Genomic DNA, 22,233 nt, shown 5'->3' on the forward strand with positions numbered 1-22,233 from the left:
GGGCTCCTGATTCTCTTGGTGATACACACGGTACGAGGTCGGAACTCCCTCGGATATCCCATTGCCAGGAGGCCGAGCAGGCGGTATACCAACGCAGAAAGGGTCCGCTGCAGGCGACGGAGAGCCCGCCTTCCGACCGTGCGATCGGGTCTCGCGCACCTGCGACAATGGAAGCTCCGCGTCGATTCCCGAACCGAGGAGCCCCCGTGCAGTACATCTCCACCCGAGGCGGCATGCCGCCGATGCCGTACTGCGAGACGCTCCTCGAAGGCCTCGCGCCCGACGGCGGTCTGGCCGTCCCCGAGGTCATGCCGACGGTCGACGGCGAGACCCTCGAGCGGTGGCGTGCACTCACCTATCCGCAGCTCGCGACCGAGGTGCTCGGGCTCTTCGCGACCGACATCCCCCGTGCGGATCTCGCACGCATGACGGCCGCCGCATACGAGCCGTTCCCGGAGGAGGTCGTGCCGCTGCGATCGATCGGCGAGGGACTGACCCTCGTCGGACTCTCAGAGGGCCCGACGCTCGCCTTCAAGGACATGGCCATGCAGTTCCTCGGCCAGGTCGTCGAGTACGCGCTGGAGCGCAAGGGATCCGTCCTGAACATCCTCGGCGCCACCTCGGGCGACACCGGCTCCGCCGCCGAGCACGCGCTTCGGGGCAAGGAGCGCATCTCCGTCTTCATGCTGTCTCCGAAGGGTCGCATGAGCGCGTTCCAGAGAGCTCAGATGTTCTCGCTCGATGACGACAACATCCACAACATCGCGGTCGACGGGGTCTTCGACGACTGCCAGAACCTCGTGAAGAAGCTCGCCGGCGACCTCGACTTCAAGCGCGCGCAGAACCTCGGCGCGGTCAACTCGATCAACCTCGCGCGCATCACCGCTCAGGTCGTCTACTACTTCTGGGCCTGGCTGCGGGCGACGGACGCCGGCGGCTGGACCGAGCTGTCGTTCACCGTGCCGTCGGGGAACTTCGGCAACATCCTCTCCGGATTCTTCGCCAAGCAGATGGGTCTCCCGATCCGACGGCTCGTGCTCGCCGCGAATGAGAACAACGTCCTCGACGAGTTCTTCCGCACGGGGGTCTACCGCCCGCGCAGCGCCGCGCAGACCCTCGCCACGTCGAGCCCGTCGATGGACATCTCCAAGGCCTCGAACCTCGAGCGCTTCATCTTCGAGCTCGTCGGACGCGATGCCGCTCGCCTGGTGGCCGTGTGGAACGACCTCGACACGAAGGGCTCCTTCGACTTCACGGCCGATCTCGCGCGCTTCGTCGACGAGTTCGGCATCGTCAGCGGCACGTCGACGCACGACGACCGCCTCGAGACCATCCGCTCGGTCTACGAGCAGACCGGCGAGATCATCGACCCGCACACGGCGGACGGCGTCAAGGTCGCCCGCGAGTTCTCGGAGTCCGGCGTGCCGATGCTGGTCCTCGAGACTGCGAAGCCGCAGAAGTTCGCCGACACCATCCGCGAGGCGATCGACGTCGAGCTGGACTACTCGGACGAGCTGCGCGAGATGCTCGACGCTCCGCAGCGTGTGACCGAGATGGCGGACGACGAGCAGGCGCTCCGCTCGTTCATCGAGGCCCACGCGCTCCGCTGATCGACGCATGGCGCGCCGCCCCGAAGGTCGGGGCGACGCGCACGCGATCATTCAGGGTCGCCGTGCAGCATCCACGGCACCCCGAAACGGTCGACGAGCATCCCGAAGCTGCCGCCCCACGGCGGGGTGTCCAAGGGCATCGTGACCGTGGCGCCGGCGGACAGGGCGTCCCAGACCTCTTGCGTTCGCGCCTGGCTGTTCCCGCTCAGCGAGACGGAGAAGCCCTGCGGTGTCTCGTAGGGCATGCCGTCGGGAGAGTCCGACGCCATCAGCACCAGCCCGTCGGACGTCGTCAGCTGCGCATGCATCACGAGGTCCTTCTGGTCGGGGTTCTGCACCATGTCGGGGAACTCCCCGAACACGTTCACCTCGAGCTCGCCCCCGAGCACGCTCTGGTAGAACTCCATCGCCTCCCTCGCCTCGGTGCGAAAGGACAGGTACGGATTCAGGTTCGCCATTCTTACCCCCAGTGATGTCGCGCGGAGACGCGGTCGGCCCCGTCGCACGCTCATTCTGCGCCGGGCCTCCGACATCTGCAAGAGGTCGGCGGAGGCTCAGGAGGGGAGGGCTCTGACGGCGGCGGTGAGCACCTGCGGTACGGTCGGCACGCCCTCCGCCCGGAAGACCTCGGCACCGGATCCGTCTCGCACGATGACGGTCGGGGTGAAGCGGATGTCGAGCGCTTCGGCCGCGTCGGGATCCCGCGCGACGTCGATCTCCGTGACTGTCGCATCGGGGAGGTAGCGGCTCGCCTCGGCGAGCACGGAGCGCGTCCTCGCGCAGGCGCCGCAGAACGCTGACGTCACCAGGGTGAGTTCCATCGCCGTCCTCTCATGGATCTCCTGACTGCAACGTCAGGGAGCGCGGTGATGTTCCGCCGCGCGGTCAGAACACCGTGCGCTTCACCAGGCCCCGGTTCGTGCGGATGTGCTCGTAGTCCCACTGGATCTGCCGCGATTCCGCCAGCCATCGACGGAGCGTGGGGACATCGAGGTCCGCCACCTCGTCGATGCGCAGCTCCGCGGCTTCGAACGACCCCGAAGCCGCAAGGCCGGGAGTGCCGAAGGACTGCCCGCTCCAGAACATCAGGCGCAGGGAATCCTTCAGTCTGCTGTAGCCCACGATCGGATTCCCCTCGAGGAACCACACCGGATGCGCGTGCCAGACCCTGCCCTCCGCCTCGGGCAGCGCGCTCGCGATCTCAGCGGCGAGCAGCTCGCTGATCTCGCGGTCCTCGGGCGAGAGGCTGCGGTGGTACTCGTCGATCGCGGGTGCTCGTGTCATGGAGTGAGTATGACCGGCCGCGGCGCGTACGTCGAGGTCAGCGCGGACTCGAACCCGTGCGCGGATGGAGCAGACCCGACGCGGCTCCGAGCGCCGCGCCGACGAGGGTGTCGACGATCCGCTCGAGGGCGACGTCGAGCGAGCCGATGTCGCCCGTCGCCGCGCCTGTGAGGAGCAGCACGAGGGGAGTGATGAACACCAGCGCGAGCGCGTAGTGCCGCACGACCACGAGCTCGATCGCGAACTGCAGAGCGCCCAGCAGCAGCGCCAGCCACAGCCCGGCCGGGTGCAGAAGGGCGAGCAGCGCGTACAGGCCGGCACCGACGACCGTGCCGAGCATGCGATGCAGACCTCGCTGGAAGGCCGCGCGACGGGCGGCGGCGACGCCGATCACGGCCACCGCTGATCCGACGATCCAATAGGTGCGCACCGGATCGATGATGAGCCCGAGGAGCACGCCGAGCACCGAGACGATCGCGACTCGGAGCAGCAGCATCCTCGCATCCGCGTCGAACGACGGGCCCGGCAGCAGCTCGCGCAGCGGCCGCGGGGCGATCGCCCGCGTCCGGGGGAGCATCAGGGGCATCAGGGCGATCGCATACGAGAACGCACAGCCCGCCGCGAGCGCGCAGATGTAGACGAGCGGCGAGACGGACGAGCTGACGGAGACATGCGCCGAAAGACCGTAGACGAGGACGAAGAACAGGGGCCCGGGAGGGCCGAGGCGGAACCCGAAGCTCAGCGCGGCGCTGACGATCGCCACGACGACCACGCCGATGCTCACGAGCCAGGCGTTCGAGGCGGCGACGACCCCGAGGATGGCGCTGACGATCAGCCCGGCGCCCACCAGCGGCAGGATCCGAGCGCGGTCCACGACGGGCGCCGACCCCGCGAACAGCACGGTGAAGGCTCCGGATGCCGCGACGTAGCCGAGCGACGGCTGTCCGAGCAGCGTCATGACGGCGATGGGAGCGGCGATCCCCAGCGCTGCCTGCGTCGCGAGCGGCCACCGCGGACCGCGGGACGGGGCGAAGGCGAACAGGCTCACCCCTCGATTCTCTCGCGCTCCGCGGGGCCCTCCGACCGCGGCACGACACGCGACCCGCACGCCGACCGCCGATACGATGACCGACATGACCGAACCCCGCCCGGGCATCGCCGACCGCCTGTCGCGCATGATCCAGCTGCCGACCGTGTCGGCCGAGCTCGAGCAGCGCGGCACGCAGCCGTTCGAGGACTTCGTCGCGCTGCTCGCCGACCTGTATCCGCTCGTGCACGAGAAGCTCGCGCTCGAGCGGCACACCGAGTTCGGGCTGCTGTACCGGTGGGAGGGCGCCCCCGCCGCATCCGGCGGGCCCCTCGTGCTCATGGCGCACTACGACGTGGTCCCCGTCGATGAGAGCGACTCCTGGACGCATCCGCCGTTCGCCGGGGTGGTCGCCGACGGCGTCGTGTACGGGCGCGGAGCCCTCGATGACAAAGGTCCTCTCGTCGTCGTGCTCGAGGCCGTCGAGAATCTGCTCGCGCAGGGATTCGTCCCGGCGCGCGACGTCTACCTCTCGTTCGGGGGGAATGAGGAGACCTACGGTCACGCAGCCGAGGAGATCGCCCGGGTGCTGCACGCGCGCGGCGTCGTCCCCTGGCTCGTGGTCGACGAGGGCGGCGCGGTGGTCGACGCTCCGTTGCCCTTCGTGCCGGGTCGTGCCGCGATGATCGGTGTGGGGGAGAAGGGCGTGATGACCGTCACGCTGTCTGCGAGAGGTGAGGGAGGGCACGCCTCGGCACCGCCCGCGCTCACCGCGGTCCGGCGCGTGGCCCGCGCGGTCGACCGCCTGGGTCCGACGACCTTCCGGCCGCATGCGTCGAAGGCGATCGGACGGATGCTGGGGGAGCTCGGTGCGCAGACGCCCGGGATCCAGGGGCGGCTGCTGCGGCTGTTGGGAGCGGCACCGCTCGTCACTGCACGGGTGTTCGCCGCGCTCGGCGGCGAGCCCGCCGCACTCGTGCGCACCACGGTCGCGCCGACCATGCAGTCGGGAGGCACCGCGGCGAACGTCCTGCCGTCGCAGGCGACCGCGACGGTGAACCTGCGCATCGCCCTGGGTGAGACCACGCAGCAGGCGGTGCTGCGCCTGCGTCGCCGCATCCGCGACCCGCTCGTGACCGTCCGGGTCGTGGAAGCGAGCGAGCCGTCACCCGAGTCCGCCACCGACAACGCGCAGTTCGCACTGCTCGCCGACGCCCTCGCCGTCTCCCATCCCGGCGTCCCGGCGGTGCCCTACGTCATGATGGCCGCCACCGACTCCCGCCACTTCCATCGGTACGCGCCCGCCGTCTACCGGTTCGCGCCTCTCGACATGTCGAACGCGCAGCGTGCCTCCATCCACGGTGTCGACGAGCACGTCGAGATCGCCGCGCTGGAGCGCGGTGAACGATTCCATCGCGCTCTTCTGCAGCGGCTAGGGTGATCTCACCCTTCTCCGCGCCTCGGCGCGCGGATCCTTCCTCGCCTTCAGGAGTCGCGATGACGCGCACCCGCACACTGGGAACCCTGGCCACCGTCGTGGGGTTCCTCGCGTTCGTCGAGTTCACGAGCGGCGTCCTGCAGGGGTACTACACACCGATGCTCACGGACATCGCGCGGCACCTCGGCATCCACGACGCCGACGTGAACTGGCTCGAAGGCACGCAGCTCATGCTGTCGGCCCTGGTGGTCCCCGCGTTCGCGAAGCTCGGCGACATGGTCGGGCACAAGCGGATGCTGTTGATCTCCACCGCGCTCACCGCGGCCGCAGCGCTGGTCCTGCCGTTCACCGACTCGTTCCCGATCTTCCTGATCGGGTGGACGCTCATGGGCTTCTACGTGGTGTGGCTGCCGCTGGAGATCGCGCTCATCTGGTCGCGGTCGCGGCGCATGGAGGGGCGCTCGTCGATCACCGCGAAGGCGGCCGGCCTGCTGGTGGCCGCCCTCGAGGGTGGGGCGATCCTCGGAGCGCTCGCCGGGGGCGCCCTCATCGACGTCCTGCCGCTGACCGTCGTGCTTCTCATCCCGGCGATCCTCATCGTGGTGTGCTTCTTCGTGATCCTGTTCGGGGTGAAGGAATCGCCGGATCCCACGGGAGGCGTCTTCGACACCGTCGGCGTGGTGCTCATCTCGCTCGCCCTCATCTGCTTCACCGGCGGCCTCAGCCTGCTGCGGCTCGAGGGTGGCCTCGTCAACCCGTGGTCGTGGGCCGTCGTGGTCCTCGGGCTCCTGCTGGTCGTGCCCTTCGTGCTGTGGGAGCTGCGCTGCGACGACCCGCTCATCGACGTCCGCATGTTCCGCTCGCCCGCGCTCGGCCCGGTGTTCCTCACCGCAGGCCTCTTCGGTGTCAGCGTGCTCGGCGCGCAGGCGCCCCTCTCGACCTTCGCGCGCACCGACCCTGCCGAGTACGGCTACGGGCTCGGGACCACGGGCTTCGCCACCTCGCTGATCATCGGCGTCTACCTCATCGCGATGATCGTCGGAGCACTGCTCTTCCCGGTGATCGCCAGGACGCTCACCCCGAGGCTGACTCTGATGGGCGCCTCTCTGCTCGTGGGCATCGGGTTCCTCCTGTTCCTGCCCTTCCACGACTCGTACCTGCAGGTCGTGACCAACATGTCGATCGTCGGTCTCGGTTCCGGTGCACTCGTCGCGGCGCTGCCCGCCGCGGCGGCGTCCGCCGCTCCCGCGTCGCAGACCGGCGTGGCGACGGGGCTCACCAACTCGGTGAAGACGGTGGGCGGCGCCATCGCATCCTGCGTGTTCGGCATCGCGCTGCTGAACGGCGCGGCCGGTGCCGTGGAGGGTACCGCCGGCTCACTCGCCGGGTACGTCACGGTCTGGATCGTGTGCGGAGTGACGGCGCTGATCGCGGCGGCCGTTCTCGTGTTCGTTCCCAAGGCGGCGTTCACCGACGCTGCGGATGCAGAGGTCGTCGCCGCCCCCGTGCTCTGACCTCACTCTCGATCGAGCCCGAAGGTCCGCTTCACGAGGGCCTGCACGTCACGATCGAGTGCGTCGATGCGGGTGTTCACGGCGTCGAACCGAGCGTCGACGGTGTCGAAGCGGCCGTTCAACCCGCCGATCTGGCCGTTCATCTCGCTGCGGAGCCCGCCGATCTGGCCGTTCATCTCGCTGCGGAGTCCGCCGATCTGGCCGTTCATCTCGCCGCGGAGCCCGCCGATCTCTGCTCTGAGCACTCGGACGAACAGTGTCGAGACGACCGTGAGCATGCCGAACATGAGAGCGGTGAACGCGCCGATCATGGTCCAGATCTGGGCGTCGTTCATGAGGGGCATCCTGTCATGGTGCCATGTTCTCGGGTGCGGATCACCGGCAGCGTCCGCTGTATATCGAGATCCCACGGTGCGGGGAGAACTTCTCCGATCCGAAGGCCGTGCAGGCCGTGTCTGCCCGTCCAGGTGAGCCGGCCATGCAGGTGCGGGTCGTCGTTCAGACCCCCGGGATCAGTGCGGGGCGTGGTACTCGGCTTCGCCGCGCTTCCAGTACCCCTTCACCACGGCGTTCACGGTCTCGACGCCCCAGCGCTCGAGCAGCGCACGGCCCGGCTTGACGATCGCCTGTTCTGCAGCGATGAACACGAAGGGGTCGTCGCCGACCCGGTCGTCCGGCCCCAGACCGTCGAGGAACGCGACCAGCGCGGATCCGGCCGGAGCGTCGCCGCGGTGAAGCCATTCCACACGCACGGGAGCCTCGATCTCGACCTCGCGGCCTGCCGCAGTCGTCTCGACCACGATGCGCCCGGCGGCTCCCTCCGGCATGAGGGCGGCGAAGCGGCGGATCGCGGGGATGGCCGTCTCGTCACCGACGAGCAGCCAGGAACCGGGGGTGCCCACCAGCACGGCGGATCCGCGAGGGCCGCCGACGCCGATCGACGAGCCCAGCGGTGCGGTGGCCGCCCAGGGTGCTGCGACGCCCGCATCGCCGTGCACGGCGAACTCCACGTCGAGCCAGTCCTCGTCCCACGCCAGAGGCGTGTACTCCCGGCTCGGCGCTGCGCGCATCTCCTCGACGGACTGCACCGGGCCCGCCGGGAAGAAGAGCCTCATGTGGTCGTCGGATCCGGGGGAGTCGAATCCCCGGAGATCGCTGCCGCTCAGGCGGACGCGCACGAAGTCCGGGGCGAGCCATTCGCGCGCCGCCAGTGTGACGGTGCGGAAGCGCAGCTCGAGGCCGCGACGCTCGATCGAGAAGCCGGATTTCGTATCGCTCATAAAGTAAGGCTAACCTACCTTTGAGGGTGATTAGGGTCTCCTAACTCCGCTCGTCCCGCGCCCTTCGAGCGCAACATCGCACCGCAGAACAGGAGTCTCTCCATGTCCATGCCCAGAATCCTCACCGCCACGAGCGTCGGCGTCGTCGGCCTCCTCGCCCTCGCGGGCTGCGCCTCCGGCGCCGAGGCCGAGCCGGAGGAGACCGAGGCCGCTCCCTCCTCCGTCACCGTCGAGGACAACTCCGGCTCGCACGAGATCGCGACCCCTCCGGCGTCTGTCGTCGCCCTCGACAACCGCACGTTCCAGACACTGTCCGACTGGGGCGTCGAGCTCTCCGCCGGGGCCGTCGCGCTCATGCCGGACACCGTCTCGTACATCGACGACGACTCCATCGTCGACATCGGGCTGCACAGCGAACCGAACCTCGAGGCGATCGTCGCCGTCGAACCCGACCTCATCATCAGCGGCCAGCGCTTCACGCAGCACGACGAGGCGATCTCCGAGCTCGTCCCCGAAGCGACGATCATCGACCTCGAGCCGCGGGAAGGCGAGCCCTTCGACGAGGAGCTCAAGCGCCAGACGACCGTGCTCGGCGAGATCTTCGGCAAGCAGGACGACGCCCAGGCGCTCGTCGACGACTTCGACGCCGCCGTCGAGCGCGCGAAGGCGGCCTACGACGACGCCGACACCGTCATGGCGGTCAACACCTCGGGGGGCGAGATCGGCTATCTCGCCCCGACCGTCGGGCGCTCCCTCGGTCCGATCTACGACATCCTCGGCCTGACGCCCGCCCTCGAGGTGGACGACGCGAGCGACGACCACCAGGGCGACGACATCTCGGTCGAGGCCATCGCCGCCTCCGACCCCGACTGGCTGCTCGTTCTCGACCGCGACGCGGTGTTCGCCGCGGAGACCCCGGACTACGTCCAGGCATCGGAGATCCTCGAGGATTCCGAGGCGCTCGCGGCAGTGACCGCCGTGGCCGACGACCAGATCGTCTACATGCCCACCGACACGTACCTCAACGAGGGCATCCAGACGTACACGACCTTCCTGAACGACCTCGCCGACGCGCTCGAGGCCGCTCAGAAGTAACCGCTGCATGGCGGCATCCGTCTACCGAGCGGATGCCGCCATCCGGCGTCGCATCATGACCCGTCCCGTATCGTCAGAGCCGCCCCGCGTCGCCGGGCGGCTCTTCGACGTGAAGCTGCTGATCGGCGTGCTCGCCGTCGTCGCCCTTCTCGTCGCCTCCCTGTTCACCGGCGTCTACGACATCGCGGGCGCCGCCGACGGCGCGGAGATGTTCCAGATCACCCGCGTCCCACGCACGATCGCGCTCGTCCTCGCCGGCGCGGCGATGGCCATGGCCGGCCTCGTCATGCAGCTGCTCACGCAGAATCGGTTCGTCGAGCCCACGACGACCGGCACGACCGAGTGGGCCGGGCTCGGCCTCCTCGCCGTGATGGTGCTCGTGCCTCAGCCCTCCATCCCGCTGCGCATGGCCGGAGCCGTCGTGGCCGCCTTCATCGGCACGCTGGTGTTCTTCGCGTTCCTGCGTCGGGTGTCCCTGCGGTCATCCCTGATCGTCCCTATCGTCGGCATCATGCTCGGGGCCGTGGTCGGGGCCGTGTCCACGTACTTCGCCCTCGCGACGGACTCGCTGCAGGCCATCGGCGTCTGGTTCGCGGGCAGCTTCACGTCGGTGCTCCGCGGGCAGTACGAGATGCTGTGGATCGTGGCGATCGTCGGCGTGGTCGTCTTCATCGTGGCGGATCGCCTGACGATCGCCGGACTCGGCGAGGAGATCGCCACGAACGTCGGGGTGAACTACAACCGGGTCATCCTGCTCGGCACGATCCTCATCGCCGTCACCACCGGGGTCGTCACCGTCGTCGTGGGGAACCTGCCGTTCTTGGGGCTCATCGTCCCGAACATCGTCTCGATGGTGCGCGGCGACGAACTGCGAAGCAACCTCCCCTGGGTGTGCCTGCTCGGCATCGCGATCGTCACGGTGTGCGACATCATCGGACGCACGATCATCATGCCCTTCGAGGTTCCGGTGTCGTTGATCCTGGGCGTCGTCGGCGCGGTCGTCTTCATCCTCCTCCTGTTGAGGCAGCGGCGCCGTGGCTGACCTGCTGACCGTCCCCACCCGCTCGTCCGGCCCGTTCGCGACCTCGCGGGCACGTCGGCGCTACGTCGGCGTCGTCGCGGTGCTGGCCGTGCTCGCGGTCGGCTTCGGCTTCGCGCTCCTGGCCTGGGAGAACCCGATGCCGCTCGGTTCCCCCGGGTTCTGGCGCATCGCGAACCATCGGGCCACGAATGTGACCGTCATGGTCGTCGTCGCGGTCGCGCAGGCGGTGGCGACCGTGAGCTTCCAGACGGTCACCACCAATCGCATCATCACGCCGTCGATCATGGGTTTCGAGTCGCTGTATCGCGTGGTGCAGACGACAACCGTGTACCTCTTCGGCGTCGCGGGGCTCGTCGCGATCCAGGGCGTGTGGCAGTTCGGACTGCAGGTCGTCATCATGGTCGGGCTCGCGATGGCGCTGTACGGCTGGCTGCTGTCGGGCCGCTACGGCAACCTGCAGATCATGCTGCTGATCGGCATCATCATCGGGGGAGGCCTCGGCGCGATCTCGACCTTCATGCAGCGCCTGCTCACGCCGAGCGAGTTCGACGTGCTCGCGGCACGGCTGTTCGGCAACGTCTCGAACGCCGACGCCTCCTACCTGCCGCTGGCCATCCCCCTCTGCCTCGCCGCCGCCACGCTGCTGTGGATGCGCTCGCGTCGTCTCAACCTCATGGCTCTCGGGCCGGATGCGGCGCGCTCCCTCGGCGTCGACCACCGGCGGGAGCTGCTGATCGTGCTCTTCCTCGTGGCGGTGCTCATGGCGACGTCGACCGCTCTCGTCGGCCCGATGACATTCCTGGGCTTTCTCGTGGCGACCCTCGCCTATCAGTTCTCGGACACGCACGACCATCGCCTGATCTTCCCGGTCGCCGTGCTGACCGCTTTCGTCATCCTGGCCGGGGCGTACTTCGTGATGAAGAACGTCTTCTACGCGCAGGGCATGGTCTCGATCCTCATCGAGCTCGTGGGCGGAACCGTCTTCCTCATCGTCATCCTCAGAAAGGGCAGGCTGTGATCGCACTCGACGGCGTCCGCCGTGACTACAGCAGCGAGGTCGCCATCGGACCCGTTGACCTCGAGATCCCGGCGGGCGGGATCACCGCGCTGATCGGTCCCAACGGCGCAGGCAAGTCCACGCTGCTCACCATGATCGGACGACTCGGGGGCATGGACGCCGGCACCATCGAGATCGCGGGGTACGACGTGGCGTCCACGAAGTCGAAGGACTTGGCGAAGATCGTGTCGATCCTCCGTCAGGAGAATCACTTCGTCACTCGTCTCACCGTGCGGCAGCTGGTCGGCTTCGGCCGGTTCCCCCATTCGCAGGGACGGTTGACCCGCGCGGATGAGGAGATCGTCAGCAGGGCCATCGACTTCCTCGATCTGGGGGCGTTGGAGGGACGCTATCTCGATGAGCTCTCCGGAGGACAGCGGCAGCGCGCCTACGTGGCGATGGTGCTCGCTCAGGACACGGAGTTCGTGCTCCTCGACGAGCCGCTGAACAACCTCGACATGAGGCACGCGGTGCAGATGATGAAGCACCTGCGGCGGGCGTCGGAAGAACTCGGTCGCACGATCGTCATCGTCCTGCACGACATCAACTTCGCCGCGCACTACGCCGACCACATCTGCGCCATGAAGGACGGGACTGTCGTCGAGTTCGGCACGCCGAGGGAGATCATGACCGATGAGGTGCTGACCCGTGTGTTCGACACGGAGGTGCAGGTGGTCGCGGGCCCCACCGGTCCGCTCGCCGTCTACTACTGACGCGGGTCCGACGGGTGCGGGTGTCTCAGAGCTCGATGCCCTTGTCCTCGTCGTTGACCCCGGCGTTGCGCCCGCGGCGCGACTCGTAGCCCAGGAACCACCCGAGCCAGACGATCGCGGCGAGCAGGATGCCGAGCCACACGTTCTGGAAGATCAGGCCGATGATGATGCCGAGGACGAGGAGTCCTGCCGTGACGGAGAAGCGGAGGACGTTGCGGGACATGGCCTCAGCATAGAACGGACGGAGGGGTGACCGGATGCTGCGCGCAGGCTCAGCGGCCTCGGTGGTCTTCGGGGGAGAACCGGGGACCGCGTCGGGCTTCGCTCACACCGCTCGCGAAGATCAGCCGGATGACGCGCTGGCGGTGACCGGCCCAGGGTGCGAGGAGCTCGAGCATCCCGTCGTCGTCCGTGCGGTGGCCGGTGAGGGCGTGTCCGACCTCGTGTGCCAGGTGGTAGTCGCCGACACTGACGGCGTCGGGGTCGCCGAGCGCCCGGAGCCGGGTCTCCGCCGACGTCCAGACGCCCACTCCGGGGAAGCTCGTCAGGATGCGGTCGCGGTCGTCGCCGTTCGTCGCGGCCAGCACTGCGCGGGATATGCTCTCGGCCCGCTCGGCGACGCGGACGATCGTCTTCGACTGCGGTGGCTGCACGGCGACACGATGCCAGTCCCACGACGGGATGCGCCGCCACTCCTCAGCGGTGGGTGCGGTGTACATCGGGCGCGGCGTCGGGCCGGGAGCCCGTCGTCCGAACTTCGTCACCAGCTGCCTCCACGCTCGGAACGCCTCCAGGCCCGTCACCTTCTGCTCGATGATGGCGCAGGCGAGCGCGTCGAACACCTCGACGGTGCGCGCCAGCCGGAGGCCGGGGGTGCGGCGTGCGGTGTCTGCGATCAGCGGATGCAGCGAGGGGTCGAAGCCCTCGTCGTCGTCTTCGGCGCCGCAGAGCGCGGGCACGCGGTCGAGCGCGAAGTCCGCGCCCGCGCCCCAGGCGCTCACACGGATCTCGCCGCTCACCGCGCGGAGCGCGAGAGTCGCCGGTCCCTGCGGGCTGCGGATGGTGCGCCAGATGAGGGGGCCGTCGATGACCATCGTGGGATCACCCGGTCCTCGGCGAAGCATCCCGACCGTGCGCCGCAGGTCGAGCGGCCTGGCGGGGCGATAGACGGTCTGCCGCGGTGCGTCGACCGGCGCTGCGTCGGCAGCTCCGGCATCCGCGGTCAGGGTCATGCGGCCACCGTACGCGGCGGGCCTGACATTCCGATCAGAAGCGGTCGGGCGACGGGGTGCCGTGGCCGTAGCGGATGACGACGTCGGCGTGGCGGTCGAAGCGGTAGCCGATGCCGCGCACGGTGCGGACGATGTCCTCGTAGCGGCCGAGCTTGGCGCGGAGGCGACGCACGTGCACGTCGATCGTGCGCTCGCCGGGGGTCTCATCGTCCTGCGCCTGCCACAGTGCCGAGACGAGCTCGCTGCGCTCGATCGTGCGGCCCTCTCGGAGGACGAGGTACTGCAGGAGCTCGAACTCCTTGTACGTGAACGCGGCCGACTCGCCGTCGATGAGCACGCGCTTGCGCGAGATGTCGACGACGACACCGCCCTCTTCGTCGGTGGTCTCCTCCTCGGCGGCGGCCTTGGTGCGGGCGATCGCGCCGGGCTCCTGCAGAGCGAGGCGCACGACGTCGAGGTCTCGTCCTCCGGAGCCGTGCGGTGCGAGAGCGACGGTGGCATGGGTCTCGGCACCGGGGGCCAGTTCCGCGAGCGTGCGGCGGAGTGCGTCGACGAGCAGCGGAAGGCTGACGCCGGCCTCCGCGGCCTTGATCTCGTCGAGGCCGACGTAGAGGGCGAAGCCGCGGGGCGAGCGGACGGCGGGGAGGTCTGCGGCGAGCGGCGCGGAGTCGGCCTGCGCGGGAGCGGTGCGGGCGGCGGTGGCGACGGGACGCTCGAGAAGTGCGGTGTTCGACATGATGATGAAGTCCTCAGGACGTGAGCCGGAGAGGCTCTGATGCGTTGCGTGAATGACCGGGCGAGCCGGAAGAGCGAGCAAAGGGTGGATGCTCGGAGACCCCTGCCTCGCAGATCGCGAGTAGTCAGGTCAGACGGAGTGGCTGTTCGTTCAGCGACACATTCGGCAACACATGCCAACGCGACCGGGCATCATCATCCCGGCAGTCCTGTTCGCCTCCTGGGCGGACAAAGGGCTTGCGTTGGTAGTCATGGGGGCGATTATGTCCGAAGAAGTCCGGGCGTGTCAAAACGGCCCCCGGTGCGCGCGGCGGGCGTAACGTGGTCGCGTGACTCCTTCGACCCTTGCAGCAGGCTTCATCCTCACTGACGAGAAGGACGCCTCGCGGTACACGCTGATGCGAGACGGACAGCTCGTGAGCGTCCTCGACTACCGCGACGACGGCCGCACGATCGCGCTGACGAGGGCCTTCACGATCCCGAGTTTCCGCGGCCACGGGTACGCGGGCACGGTCGTCGAGGGTGCGGTGGCCGACATCGAGGCGCGCGGAGATCGCAAGGTCGCTGCCGTGTGCTGGTACGTCGCGGACTGGTTCGCCGCGCACCCCGAGCACGCGTCGCTGCTGCGCTCCCGCTGACGCGCCGTCGTGTGACGCCGTGTTACGAGGCGCGCTCGCGATGAGCGTCGCCCGGGGTCCGCGAAGCACGGAACCACGGCCCCGTGTCGGGTACCATGGAGGTCTGCTCAGCCCCGTCGGCTGAGGTGGTCAGGCGCCAGCGGCGCGCTGGTCCGAGGCTCGAAACCTCCGGCATCCGTCACACGACACCGGAGGTTCTTCCATGTCATCGTCCTTGCGCGCCCGCCCTCAGACCCGGTGGTGGGCGCTCGCCGTCCTCTCCCTCACTCAGCTCGTCGTCGTACTCGACGGCACCATCGTCAGCATCGCCCTCCCGCAGGCGCAGGCCTCGCTCGGTCTCAGCGACGGGCAGCGGCAGTGGGTCGTGACGGCCTACGCGCTCGCGTTCGGCGCGCTCCTCCTGCTCGGCGGGCGCATCGCCGACTATCTCGGACGCAAGCGCACGTTCATGATCGGGATGGTCGGCTTCGCCGCGGCATCCCTGTTCGGCGGTCTGGCGCAGGAGGGATGGGAGCTGATCCTCGCCCGCGGCCTGCAGGGGGTCTTCGCCGCCCTGCTCGCACCGGCGGCGCTCGCCCTCCTCACCGTGACGTTCCCGTCGGGGCGTGACCGCAACACGGCCTTCGCGGTCTTCGGCACCGTGGCGGGAACCGGCGCGGCCGTCGGCCTGCTCCTCGGCGGATTCCTCACGGAGTTCACCGACTGGCGCTGGTGCCTGCTCGTGAACCTGTTCTTCGTCGCGATCGGCGTCGTCGGCGGCGCGCTCTTCCTCACCGAGAGCCGGGCGGAGGGCGACAACCGCTACGACATCTGGGGCGCGATCACGGTGACCCTCGGTCTCGGGGCACTCGTGTACGGGTTCAGCCTCGCGGAGAACGGGTGGGGCGAACCGCTCACCGTCGGCTTCCTGGCGCTCGGAGTCGTGCTGCTGAGCCTCTTCGTCTGGATCGAGACGCGGGTCGCGCAGCCGCTGCTGCCGCTGCGGGTCGTGGCGGACAGGGTGCGCGGCGGCGCATTCCTGATCCAGGGCGTCGCGGGCGCGATCATGATCGGAGCGACCCTCTACCTCACGTTCCATCTGCAGTTCGTGCTCGGCATGGGCGCACTGCAGGCCGGCGTGGCGACCCTGCCGCTCCCGATCGCGACGATGGTGATCGCCCCCGTCGCGACGAGGCTCCTCAGTGTGATCGGACCGCGTCCCATGCTCATCGTGGGCCCGCTCATCGCCGCGGTCGGCCTGTTCCTCATGTCAGGCATCACGCCGGACGGGTCCTACCTCGTGCAGGTGGCGCCGGGGCTGGTGCTCCTCGGCATCGGCATGGGCTTCGTGTTCATCCCGCTGCAGAACCTCGCGCTCACCGGAGTCGCCCCGCACGATGCCGGCGTCGCGTCCGCGGTCGCGAACTCCGCCATGCAGATCGGCGGGTCCATCGGGCTGTCGGTGTTCACGGCCGTGTACGCGGCATCCGTCGGAGGGCACGCCCAGTCGGAACTGAGCCCGTGGCGTCTCACCGACGCGTACGGCTGGATCTTCATCGTCGCGTCGATCCTCATGGTGGTCGGCGCGGTCATCGCCGCATCGATGGTGCGGGGCTCGAAGAGCGAGCTGATGCCCGTGCGGACGGAAGCCGCGGTGGGCGCCCACTGAACCCCGGACGAGCGAACCCGTTCCCCGACCCCTGCACCGTTCGGCTGCGGGTCGGGGAACGGCTGCCGCGGCACGCCTCGGACCGAATGTCGGTGGTGGTTCGTACCGTATGAATATGCGAATCCTGCACACCTCCGACTGGCACATCGGCCGCACGTTCCATGGCAACTCGACCATGGACGCGCTGGCCGAGGTCCTCGACGCGCTCACCGCGCAGGTGCGCGAGAACGACGTCGACGTCGTGATCGTCGCCGGCGACGTGTTCGACTCGGCGACGCCGGCGGGGCCCGCCTACACGCTGCTCGGCGATGCGCTCGTGGCGCTGCACGAGACGGGCGCACGAGTGATCGTCACGAGCGGCAACCACGACTCCGCCGCACGGCTCGGCTTCCAGGCACGCCTGCTGCGCGACGGCATCCACGTGCTCACCGATCCGCTCTCGATCGGCACCCCGGTGACGCTGGCGGACGACGACGGTCCCGTGCACTTCTACGGCATCCCCTATCTCGAGCCGGCCATCGTGCGTCAGCACTGGAGCGGCACCGAACTGCGCACGCAGGCGCAGACCCTCGCGCACGCCATGGACCTCGTCCGGGCCGGGATGCGGGAGCACACCGGGCGGTCGGTGGCGATCGCCCATTGCTTCGCGGCCGGGGTCGACGCGACGATCGGCCTCGAGCGCGAGGTCCGTCAGGGAGGGCTCGACGTGGTCCCGCTCTCGGTCTTCGACGGACCCGACTACGTCGCGCTGGGACACATCCACGGTCGTCAGCAGGTCAGCGAGCGTGTGCGCTACTCGGGTGCCCCCTTGCACTACAGCTTCGGTGAGCAGCACAAGCCGCGCGGATCCTGGCTCGTCGATCTCGACGCGTCAGGCCTCGCCGCGGTCGAGTGGATCGACCTCCCCGTGCCGCGGCGCCTCGTCACGCTCACGGGAACCCTCGACGAGATCCTCTCGGCCGACAACGTCGCCGCGCACGCCGATGACTGGGTGTTCGCGGTGTACACCGACGCACTCGCTCAGACCGAGCCGATGCGCCGACTCCGTGAGCATTTTCCACACTGCGCCATGGTGCAGCACCAGCCCTCCGTCGATGCGGACCGCGTGGAGCGCTCATACGCGGAGCGGCTCCGAGGCGCTGTCACGGACACGGAGCGGATCGACGCCTTCCTCGAGCACGTGCGCGGGGGTCACGGGCCGAGCGAACGCGAGAGCGAGCTGATCAGAGAGGTGCTCGACGATCGAGTGCGCGCCGAGGCGTTGGTCTGACCGCGTGATGACCGGGCCGGTTGACGCCTCGACGGCGGAGGAGATGTCCTGATGCAGCTGCATCGACTCGAGGTGGAGGGATTCGGTCCCTTCCGTGACCGCCAGAAGGTGGATTTCGACGCGTTCGCCGATGACGGCATCTTCCTGATCGCGGGGCGCACCGGCGCAGGGAAGTCGAGCATCCTCGATGCGGTCTGCTTCGCCCTGTACGGCGGCGTCCCTCGATATGAGAGCGGTGACAAGCGACTGCGCAGCGACCACTGCGAGCCCGACGACGCCACCGAGGTCGTCGTCGAGTTCAGCACCCCGGCCGGACGGTATCGCGTCTCGCGCTCGCCCGAATACGAGCGACCGAAGAAGCGTGGCGGCGGCATGACGATGCAGGCCGCCGCAGTGCAGCTCGACGCACTCGTCGGAGGCCAGTGGATCGGGCTGGCGGCGAAGGAGCGCGAGGCGGCCTACGAGCTCGACGAGATCCTGCAGCTCAGCCGCGAGCAGTTCCTGCAAGTCATACTGCTCGCGCAGAATCGCTTCTCCGAGTTCCTGCTGGCCGGCAGCAAGGAGCGCCAGGCCCTGCTGCGACGGCTGTTCGGCACCGAGCGGTTCGAGAACGTGCAGGCGCGGTTCGACGAGCGACGCAGGGCAGCCGAGCAGGCTCTCGGTACGCGCCTCGCCACGGTGTCGGCGCGCCTCGACGAGGGGGAGCGGCTCGTGTCGGCGGCGGATCTCGGCTCTGACCTCGACGCGGAATCGGCGGAGGGGCATCCCTCCGCTGAACAGGTGCGAACCGGCGCGACGACCGACGAGCGTCTCGACGCGCTGCGCCGCGCCCAGGCGCGCGCCGACTACCGGGCCGAACGCCGAGCAGCAGAGCGGGCCGATGCGGAGCAGACGCTCGCGGAGGCGGACGCCGCGCTCGCGGCGCTGCGCGAAGACCTGCGCGCACAGGCCGAGAGGAACCGGGCGAGGGCGGCTCTCGAACGACTCGACGCCGAGGCGTCGCTCATCGCGGCCGCACGGTCGGAATGGGAGGCTGCCCGTGCCGCGGAAGCGCTGCGCGCTCCCATCGCCGCGGCGACCAAGGCGCGCGCGGAGCAGGAGGCCGCGCGAGTGGTCGAGGCTGCGGCCCGCGAGACATGGGACGCGCTGGACGTCGAGACGGGCACCGACGACCTCGCTGCGTGGATCTCAGGACGCACCCGCCAGCTCGGTGCTTGGGAACGCGCGGACGATCTCGAACGGTCCGTTCCCGAGCTCGAGTCCGAACTCGCGCGCGCAGCGGACGCCGTCGCATCGGCCGAGGCCCGCGCGAAGGCTCGGGACGCGGAGCGCTCGTCGCTTCCCGAGCAGCTCGAGCAGCTGATCGTCGAACGCGACGCGGTGCGTCGACTCGCCGATCGCGCCGACGACCTGGCCACGGCGCGACAGGCGGCGACCGACCGCCTCTCGGCGGCCGAGCGGGCGGTGGCACTCGAGGCCGAGCAGACGGCGGCGGACCGAGGTCTCGCCGATGCCAGCTCCGCGCTGGCCGCCGCGCAGGCTGAACTCGCGAGCCTCCGGCAGCGACGGCTGGACGGATTCGCCGGCGAACTCGCGGCCGGGTTGAGGCCGGGAGACGCCTGCCCCGTCTGCGGCGCCCACGAGCATCCGGCGATCGCCGCCCATTCCGATCCCGTGTCGGCCGAAGACGTCGACGAGGCGGAGGCCCGGCGCGATCGCGCAGCACGAGCGGAAGCAGACGCGGCCGAGCGCTCGTCGGCACTGCGGGTGGAGCTCGCGGCGGCGCGCACCCGGGCAGACGGCCGGTCGGTCGACGTGGCGGCGGCCGAACGGGAGAGCGCCACGACGCTGCTCGACGAAGCCATCGCCGCAGCCGACCGGCAGAAGGAGCTGGACGACGATGTGACCTCGCTCGCGACGCGTATCCGCCGTCTCGACGACGACCGCGAGAAAGACGCCACGGCTCTCGCCGCCGCGCGCGAAACCCAGGCCGTGCTCACCCAGCGACTCGCCGATGCGCAGACGGCCGTCGCCGAAGCGCGAGGGCCCTTCGCCACGGTCGCCGCGCGACTGGCCTCGATCAGCGCCGAGATCGACGCGGCGTCCGCGCTGGTCGACGCCGCCGCCGAGCGCGCGCGCAAGGACGACGCGGCCGTGACCGCCCTCGCAGACCAGGAGGTCGCGCTCGCCGCCTCGGAGTTCGACGATCCATCGGCCGCCGAAGCGGCGCTCCGATCCGGTGCCGAGCAGGCGGCTCTCGAGTCGCGCATCACACAGCATGCCGTCCAGCGGGAGAAGGAACGGGAGATCCTGTTCGACCTCGAACTGCGGACCCTGCCCGAGGAGCCGATCGACCCGGCGCCGGCGGAGCACGCGGCACGAGCGGCGCGAGACGGCTGGTCGAACGCCGTCGACGCCGCGAGTCGAGCCGCAGGCACGGCGGAGCAGCTCACCGCCCTGATCGCCGCCGCCGCCGACGAGCATGCGCGCACCGCGGCCGACGCCGCGGACTTCGAGACCCTCAGAGGTCTCGCCGACACGATCGCCGGTCGAGGCGCCAACACCCGCAAGATGACGCTCGAGACCTTCGTCCTGGCGGCCGAGCTGGAGGAGATCGTCGATGCCGCGAACCGACGTCTCGACGACATGTCCTCCGGCCGCTACCGGCTGCGGCACTCCGACGCGCTCGCGGCGCGAGGGGCGGCATCGGGTCTGGGCATCGTCGTGTTCGACGCGTTCACCGGTCAGACGCGCCCCGCGCAATCGCTCTCCGGCGGCGAGACGTTCCTCAGCTCCCTGGCCCTCGCTCTGGGACTCGCCGAGGTCGTCACCGCGCGCGCAGGCGGCATCCGACTCGACACGCTCTTCATCGACGAGGGGTTCGGATCGCTCGACGGCGACACCCTCGACGTCGCGATGCGCACCCTCGACGAACTGCGCCAGGGCGGGCGCACCGTCGGCGTGATCAGCCACGTCGAGGCGATGCAGGAGCAGATCCCGGCTCAGATCTCCGTGCGTGCGCTGGCGAGCGGACCGAGCGTCATCGAGATGCGCTGAGGCTCACGCCGACGTCGTCGCAGACCCGCCTCCGGCGGACGTCCGTTCTCAGACGCCGTACTCGCGGCGGATCGCGTCACGCAGCTGCACGCTGCACCGAGCGATCGCCTCGCGGAAGTCGACGAGCGCGCCATCCTCGGCCCGATCGGAGATCGCGCGGAACGCGCGGATCGGCACTCCGAACTGGTCGGCGACCCAGATGTACGCGTAGGTCTCCATGTCGACGAGTCCTGCGCCGGACAGGCGGATGTCGGCGGTGAGCCCCGCGTTGCCGACGAAGCTGTCGCCGGTCGCGATCAGCACGCCCTCCCTGCCGGTGTGCACCCGCGCGGGCAGAGACACGTGGTGACCGGCGACACCGTCGAGGTCGAACACGTCATGCTGCAGTGCGCTGCCGATCTCGTGCACTGTCGCATCGAGTTCAGGGTCGATCCCGCCCGCGGTCCCGACGACCACCACCTCGGAGTACTCCCTGGCGTCGAGGGCACGGGTGAGGGCGAACACGGCCTGCATCTTGCCTTCGCCGGTGACGAGCTGGTCGAATCCCTCGAGATCCTCCGGGAACGCTGCGAGTTCGGAGGCCATGGCTGCGACGAGAAGCTTCACTCCGCCATCCTGCCAGGTGTATCGTCCGCCGCGAAGTCAAGCGCGTGCGACCGACGTCATCTCGGTGTAACACTGGGGGAGGATACTGACGTCGGGCAGACCGGAGGAACACATGACCCTGCAGCAGCAGATCTCTGAAGCACTCGGTGTGAAGGCCGAGATCGATCCCGAGGCCGAACTCGAGCGCCGCGTGCGGTTCCTCGCCGACTACCTGCGAACGACCGGCGCGAAGGGGTTCGTGCTGGGCATCTCGGGCGGGCAGGATTCCACGCTGGGAGGACGCCTCGCACAGCTCGCCGTCGAACGGGTGCGCGCTGAGGGCGGTGAGGCGAAGTTCCTCGCGGTCCGGCTGCCCTATCGGGTGCAGAAGGATGCGGCCGATGCTGCTGCCGCACTCGAGTTCATCGCCCCCGACGCGTCGGTCGAGGTGAACATCCAGAACGGCGTGGACGGCGTCGAAGAGGACATCGAGTTCGCCGTCACGAGCGATATCAGCGACTTCAACCGCGGCAACATCAAGGCTCGACTGCGCATGGTGACGCAGTACGCCCTCGCCGGTCACGACGGCCTGCTCGTCATCGGCACCGATCACGCGGCTGAGGCCGTGACAGGGTTCTACACGAAGTTCGGCGACGGCGCCGCGGACGTCCTGCCGCTGGCCGGTCTCACGAAGCGGCAGGGGCGCTCGCTGCTCCTCCTGCTCGACGCACCGGAGCAGCTCGCCTACAAGGTGCCGACCGCCGACCTCCTCGACGGCCAGCCCGGCCGCTCGGACGAGGACGAGCTCGGTCTGACCTACGAGCAGATCGACGACTTCCTCGAGGGCCGGGAGGTCGACCCCGAGGTCGCCGGACGCATCGAGGCGCGCTATCTCGCGACGCAGCACAAGAGGCACCTCCCCGTCACGCCCGAAGACACCTGGTGGCGCTGAGGCGACACCGCTGCTGAACGCCCGTGTCGGATGCCGCGGCTAGTGTCGAAGCATCC

Annotated in this window: 22 protein-coding genes; 12 read left to right on the forward strand and 10 right to left on the reverse strand. The window is 69.5% G+C overall.

Annotated features, from left to right (window positions below; genetic code table 11):
• The first annotated feature begins 206 nt into the window (after positions 1 to 206).
• A complete protein-coding gene (gene thrC / locus BN2660_RS08745; RefSeq protein ID WP_091230272.1) occupies positions 207 to 1,610 on the forward strand; it encodes a threonine synthase in 1,404 nt (467 codons plus the stop codon).
• A gap of 47 nt (positions 1,611 to 1,657) precedes the next feature.
• Here thrC and BN2660_RS08750 read toward each other — a convergent pair whose 3' ends face one another.
• The 4 genes from BN2660_RS08750 to BN2660_RS08765 form a co-directional block, all read right to left on the reverse strand.
• Positions 1,658 to 2,068: a VOC family protein gene (locus BN2660_RS08750; RefSeq protein WP_091230274.1), complete on the reverse strand. Its 411-nt coding sequence runs from the start codon at positions 2,066 to 2,068 to the stop codon at positions 1,658 to 1,660.
• A 96-nt stretch (positions 2,069 to 2,164) separates the two neighbouring features.
• Positions 2,165 to 2,431: a glutaredoxin domain-containing protein gene (locus BN2660_RS08755; RefSeq protein ID WP_091230278.1), complete on the reverse strand. Its 267-nt coding sequence runs from the start codon at positions 2,429 to 2,431 to the stop codon at positions 2,165 to 2,167.
• Positions 2,432 to 2,495: 64 nt separating this feature from the next.
• Entirely contained in the window at positions 2,496 to 2,894 is a 399-nt protein-coding gene (locus tag BN2660_RS08760; protein ID WP_091230281.1) for a DUF1801 domain-containing protein, read from the reverse strand.
• A gap of 37 nt (positions 2,895 to 2,931) precedes the next feature.
• Complete coding sequence (locus BN2660_RS08765; RefSeq protein WP_176697148.1) at positions 2,932 to 3,942, reverse strand: FUSC family protein; 1,011 nt, start codon at positions 3,940 to 3,942, stop codon at positions 2,932 to 2,934.
• An 85-nt stretch (positions 3,943 to 4,027) separates the two neighbouring features.
• Between BN2660_RS08765 and BN2660_RS08770 the strand changes: the two genes are divergently transcribed.
• On the forward strand, positions 4,028 to 5,362 hold the full coding sequence (locus tag BN2660_RS08770) for a M20/M25/M40 family metallo-hydrolase (RefSeq protein ID WP_091230515.1): 1,335 nt from the start codon (positions 4,028 to 4,030) through the stop codon (positions 5,360 to 5,362).
• 56 nt (positions 5,363 to 5,418) lie between these two features.
• Entirely contained in the window at positions 5,419 to 6,873 is a 1,455-nt protein-coding gene (locus BN2660_RS08775) for an MFS transporter (protein WP_091230284.1), read from the forward strand.
• Positions 6,874 to 6,875: 2 nt separating this feature from the next.
• On the opposite strand, the gene BN2660_RS08780 is transcribed toward BN2660_RS08775, so the two are convergent.
• Both BN2660_RS08780 and BN2660_RS08785 read right to left on the reverse strand, forming a co-directional pair.
• The gene (locus BN2660_RS08780; RefSeq protein ID WP_255305097.1) at positions 6,876 to 7,208 is read right to left on the reverse strand and encodes a hypothetical protein; all 333 of its coding nucleotides are present in this window, start codon (positions 7,206 to 7,208) and stop codon (positions 6,876 to 6,878) included.
• 177 nt (positions 7,209 to 7,385) lie between these two features.
• Positions 7,386 to 8,153 carry a siderophore-interacting protein gene (locus BN2660_RS08785; RefSeq protein ID WP_091230291.1) on the reverse strand — a complete coding sequence of 256 codons (768 nt, stop codon included), beginning with the start codon at positions 8,151 to 8,153 and terminating at the stop codon, positions 7,386 to 7,388.
• A 102-nt stretch (positions 8,154 to 8,255) separates the two neighbouring features.
• Here BN2660_RS08785 and BN2660_RS08790 point away from each other — a divergent pair, with 102 nt between their 5' ends.
• The 4 genes from BN2660_RS08790 to BN2660_RS08805 are packed head-to-tail and all read left to right on the forward strand — an operon-like array spanning position 8,256 to position 12,060.
• On the forward strand, positions 8,256 to 9,248 hold the full coding sequence (locus BN2660_RS08790) for a siderophore ABC transporter substrate-binding protein (RefSeq protein ID WP_091230295.1): 993 nt from the start codon (positions 8,256 to 8,258) through the stop codon (positions 9,246 to 9,248).
• 55 nt (positions 9,249 to 9,303) lie between these two features.
• A complete protein-coding gene (locus tag BN2660_RS08795; RefSeq protein WP_091230519.1) occupies positions 9,304 to 10,290 on the forward strand; it encodes an ABC transporter permease in 987 nt (328 codons plus the stop codon).
• Complete coding sequence (locus BN2660_RS08800) at positions 10,283 to 11,308, forward strand: iron chelate uptake ABC transporter family permease subunit (RefSeq protein WP_091230298.1); 1,026 nt, start codon at positions 10,283 to 10,285, stop codon at positions 11,306 to 11,308. The genes BN2660_RS08795 and BN2660_RS08800 overlap by 8 nt, the downstream gene beginning before the upstream one ends.
• The gene (locus BN2660_RS08805; protein WP_091230301.1) at positions 11,305 to 12,060 is read left to right on the forward strand and encodes an iron ABC transporter ATP-binding protein; all 756 of its coding nucleotides are present in this window, start codon (positions 11,305 to 11,307) and stop codon (positions 12,058 to 12,060) included. The genes BN2660_RS08800 and BN2660_RS08805 overlap by 4 nt, the downstream gene beginning before the upstream one ends.
• A 25-nt stretch (positions 12,061 to 12,085) precedes the next feature.
• Here BN2660_RS08805 and BN2660_RS08810 read toward each other — a convergent pair whose 3' ends face one another.
• Genes BN2660_RS08810 through BN2660_RS08820 form a run of 3 tightly spaced genes read right to left on the reverse strand, consistent with a single transcriptional unit; the run spans position 12,086 to position 14,028 of the window.
• Complete coding sequence (locus BN2660_RS08810; protein ID WP_091230305.1) at positions 12,086 to 12,283, reverse strand: hypothetical protein; 198 nt, start codon at positions 12,281 to 12,283, stop codon at positions 12,086 to 12,088.
• 49 nt (positions 12,284 to 12,332) lie between these two features.
• The gene (locus BN2660_RS08815; RefSeq protein WP_091230307.1) at positions 12,333 to 13,292 is read right to left on the reverse strand and encodes a DNA-3-methyladenine glycosylase family protein; all 960 of its coding nucleotides are present in this window, start codon (positions 13,290 to 13,292) and stop codon (positions 12,333 to 12,335) included.
• 34 nt (positions 13,293 to 13,326) lie between these two features.
• Positions 13,327 to 14,028: a winged helix-turn-helix domain-containing protein gene (locus BN2660_RS08820; protein WP_091230310.1), complete on the reverse strand. Its 702-nt coding sequence runs from the start codon at positions 14,026 to 14,028 to the stop codon at positions 13,327 to 13,329.
• 397 nt (positions 14,029 to 14,425) lie between these two features.
• Between BN2660_RS08820 and BN2660_RS08825 the strand changes: the two genes are divergently transcribed.
• The 4 genes from BN2660_RS08825 to BN2660_RS08840 all read left to right on the forward strand — a co-directional run bounded on the left by BN2660_RS08825 (position 14,426) and on the right by BN2660_RS08840 (position 20,640).
• Positions 14,426 to 14,665 (forward strand): GNAT family N-acetyltransferase, encoded by a 240-nt coding sequence (locus tag BN2660_RS08825; protein ID WP_091230524.1) that lies wholly within the window; start codon positions 14,426 to 14,428, stop codon positions 14,663 to 14,665.
• Between the two features lie 202 nt (positions 14,666 to 14,867).
• Positions 14,868 to 16,313, forward strand: a complete 1,446-nt coding sequence (locus BN2660_RS08830; RefSeq protein WP_091230314.1) for an MFS transporter — start codon at positions 14,868 to 14,870, stop codon at positions 16,311 to 16,313.
• 115 nt (positions 16,314 to 16,428) lie between these two features.
• On the forward strand, positions 16,429 to 17,583 hold the full coding sequence (locus tag BN2660_RS08835) for an exonuclease SbcCD subunit D (RefSeq protein WP_091230317.1): 1,155 nt from the start codon (positions 16,429 to 16,431) through the stop codon (positions 17,581 to 17,583).
• A gap of 51 nt (positions 17,584 to 17,634) precedes the next feature.
• The gene (locus BN2660_RS08840) at positions 17,635 to 20,640 is read left to right on the forward strand and encodes an AAA family ATPase (RefSeq protein ID WP_091230320.1); all 3,006 of its coding nucleotides are present in this window, start codon (positions 17,635 to 17,637) and stop codon (positions 20,638 to 20,640) included.
• A gap of 48 nt (positions 20,641 to 20,688) precedes the next feature.
• On the opposite strand, the gene BN2660_RS08845 is transcribed toward BN2660_RS08840, so the two are convergent.
• Positions 20,689 to 21,246: a phosphorylase family protein gene (locus tag BN2660_RS08845; protein ID WP_091230324.1), complete on the reverse strand. Its 558-nt coding sequence runs from the start codon at positions 21,244 to 21,246 to the stop codon at positions 20,689 to 20,691.
• Between the two features lie 112 nt (positions 21,247 to 21,358).
• Here BN2660_RS08845 and nadE point away from each other — a divergent pair, with 112 nt between their 5' ends.
• Entirely contained in the window at positions 21,359 to 22,177 is an 819-nt protein-coding gene (gene nadE / locus BN2660_RS08850; protein WP_091230326.1) for an ammonia-dependent NAD(+) synthetase, read from the forward strand.
• The last annotated feature ends 56 nt before the right edge of the window (positions 22,178 to 22,233 follow it).

The sequence above is a fragment of the Microbacterium sp. 3J1 genome, assembly GCF_001049495.1.
Taxonomy (GTDB): Bacteria; Actinomycetota; Actinomycetes; order Actinomycetales; family Microbacteriaceae; genus Microbacterium.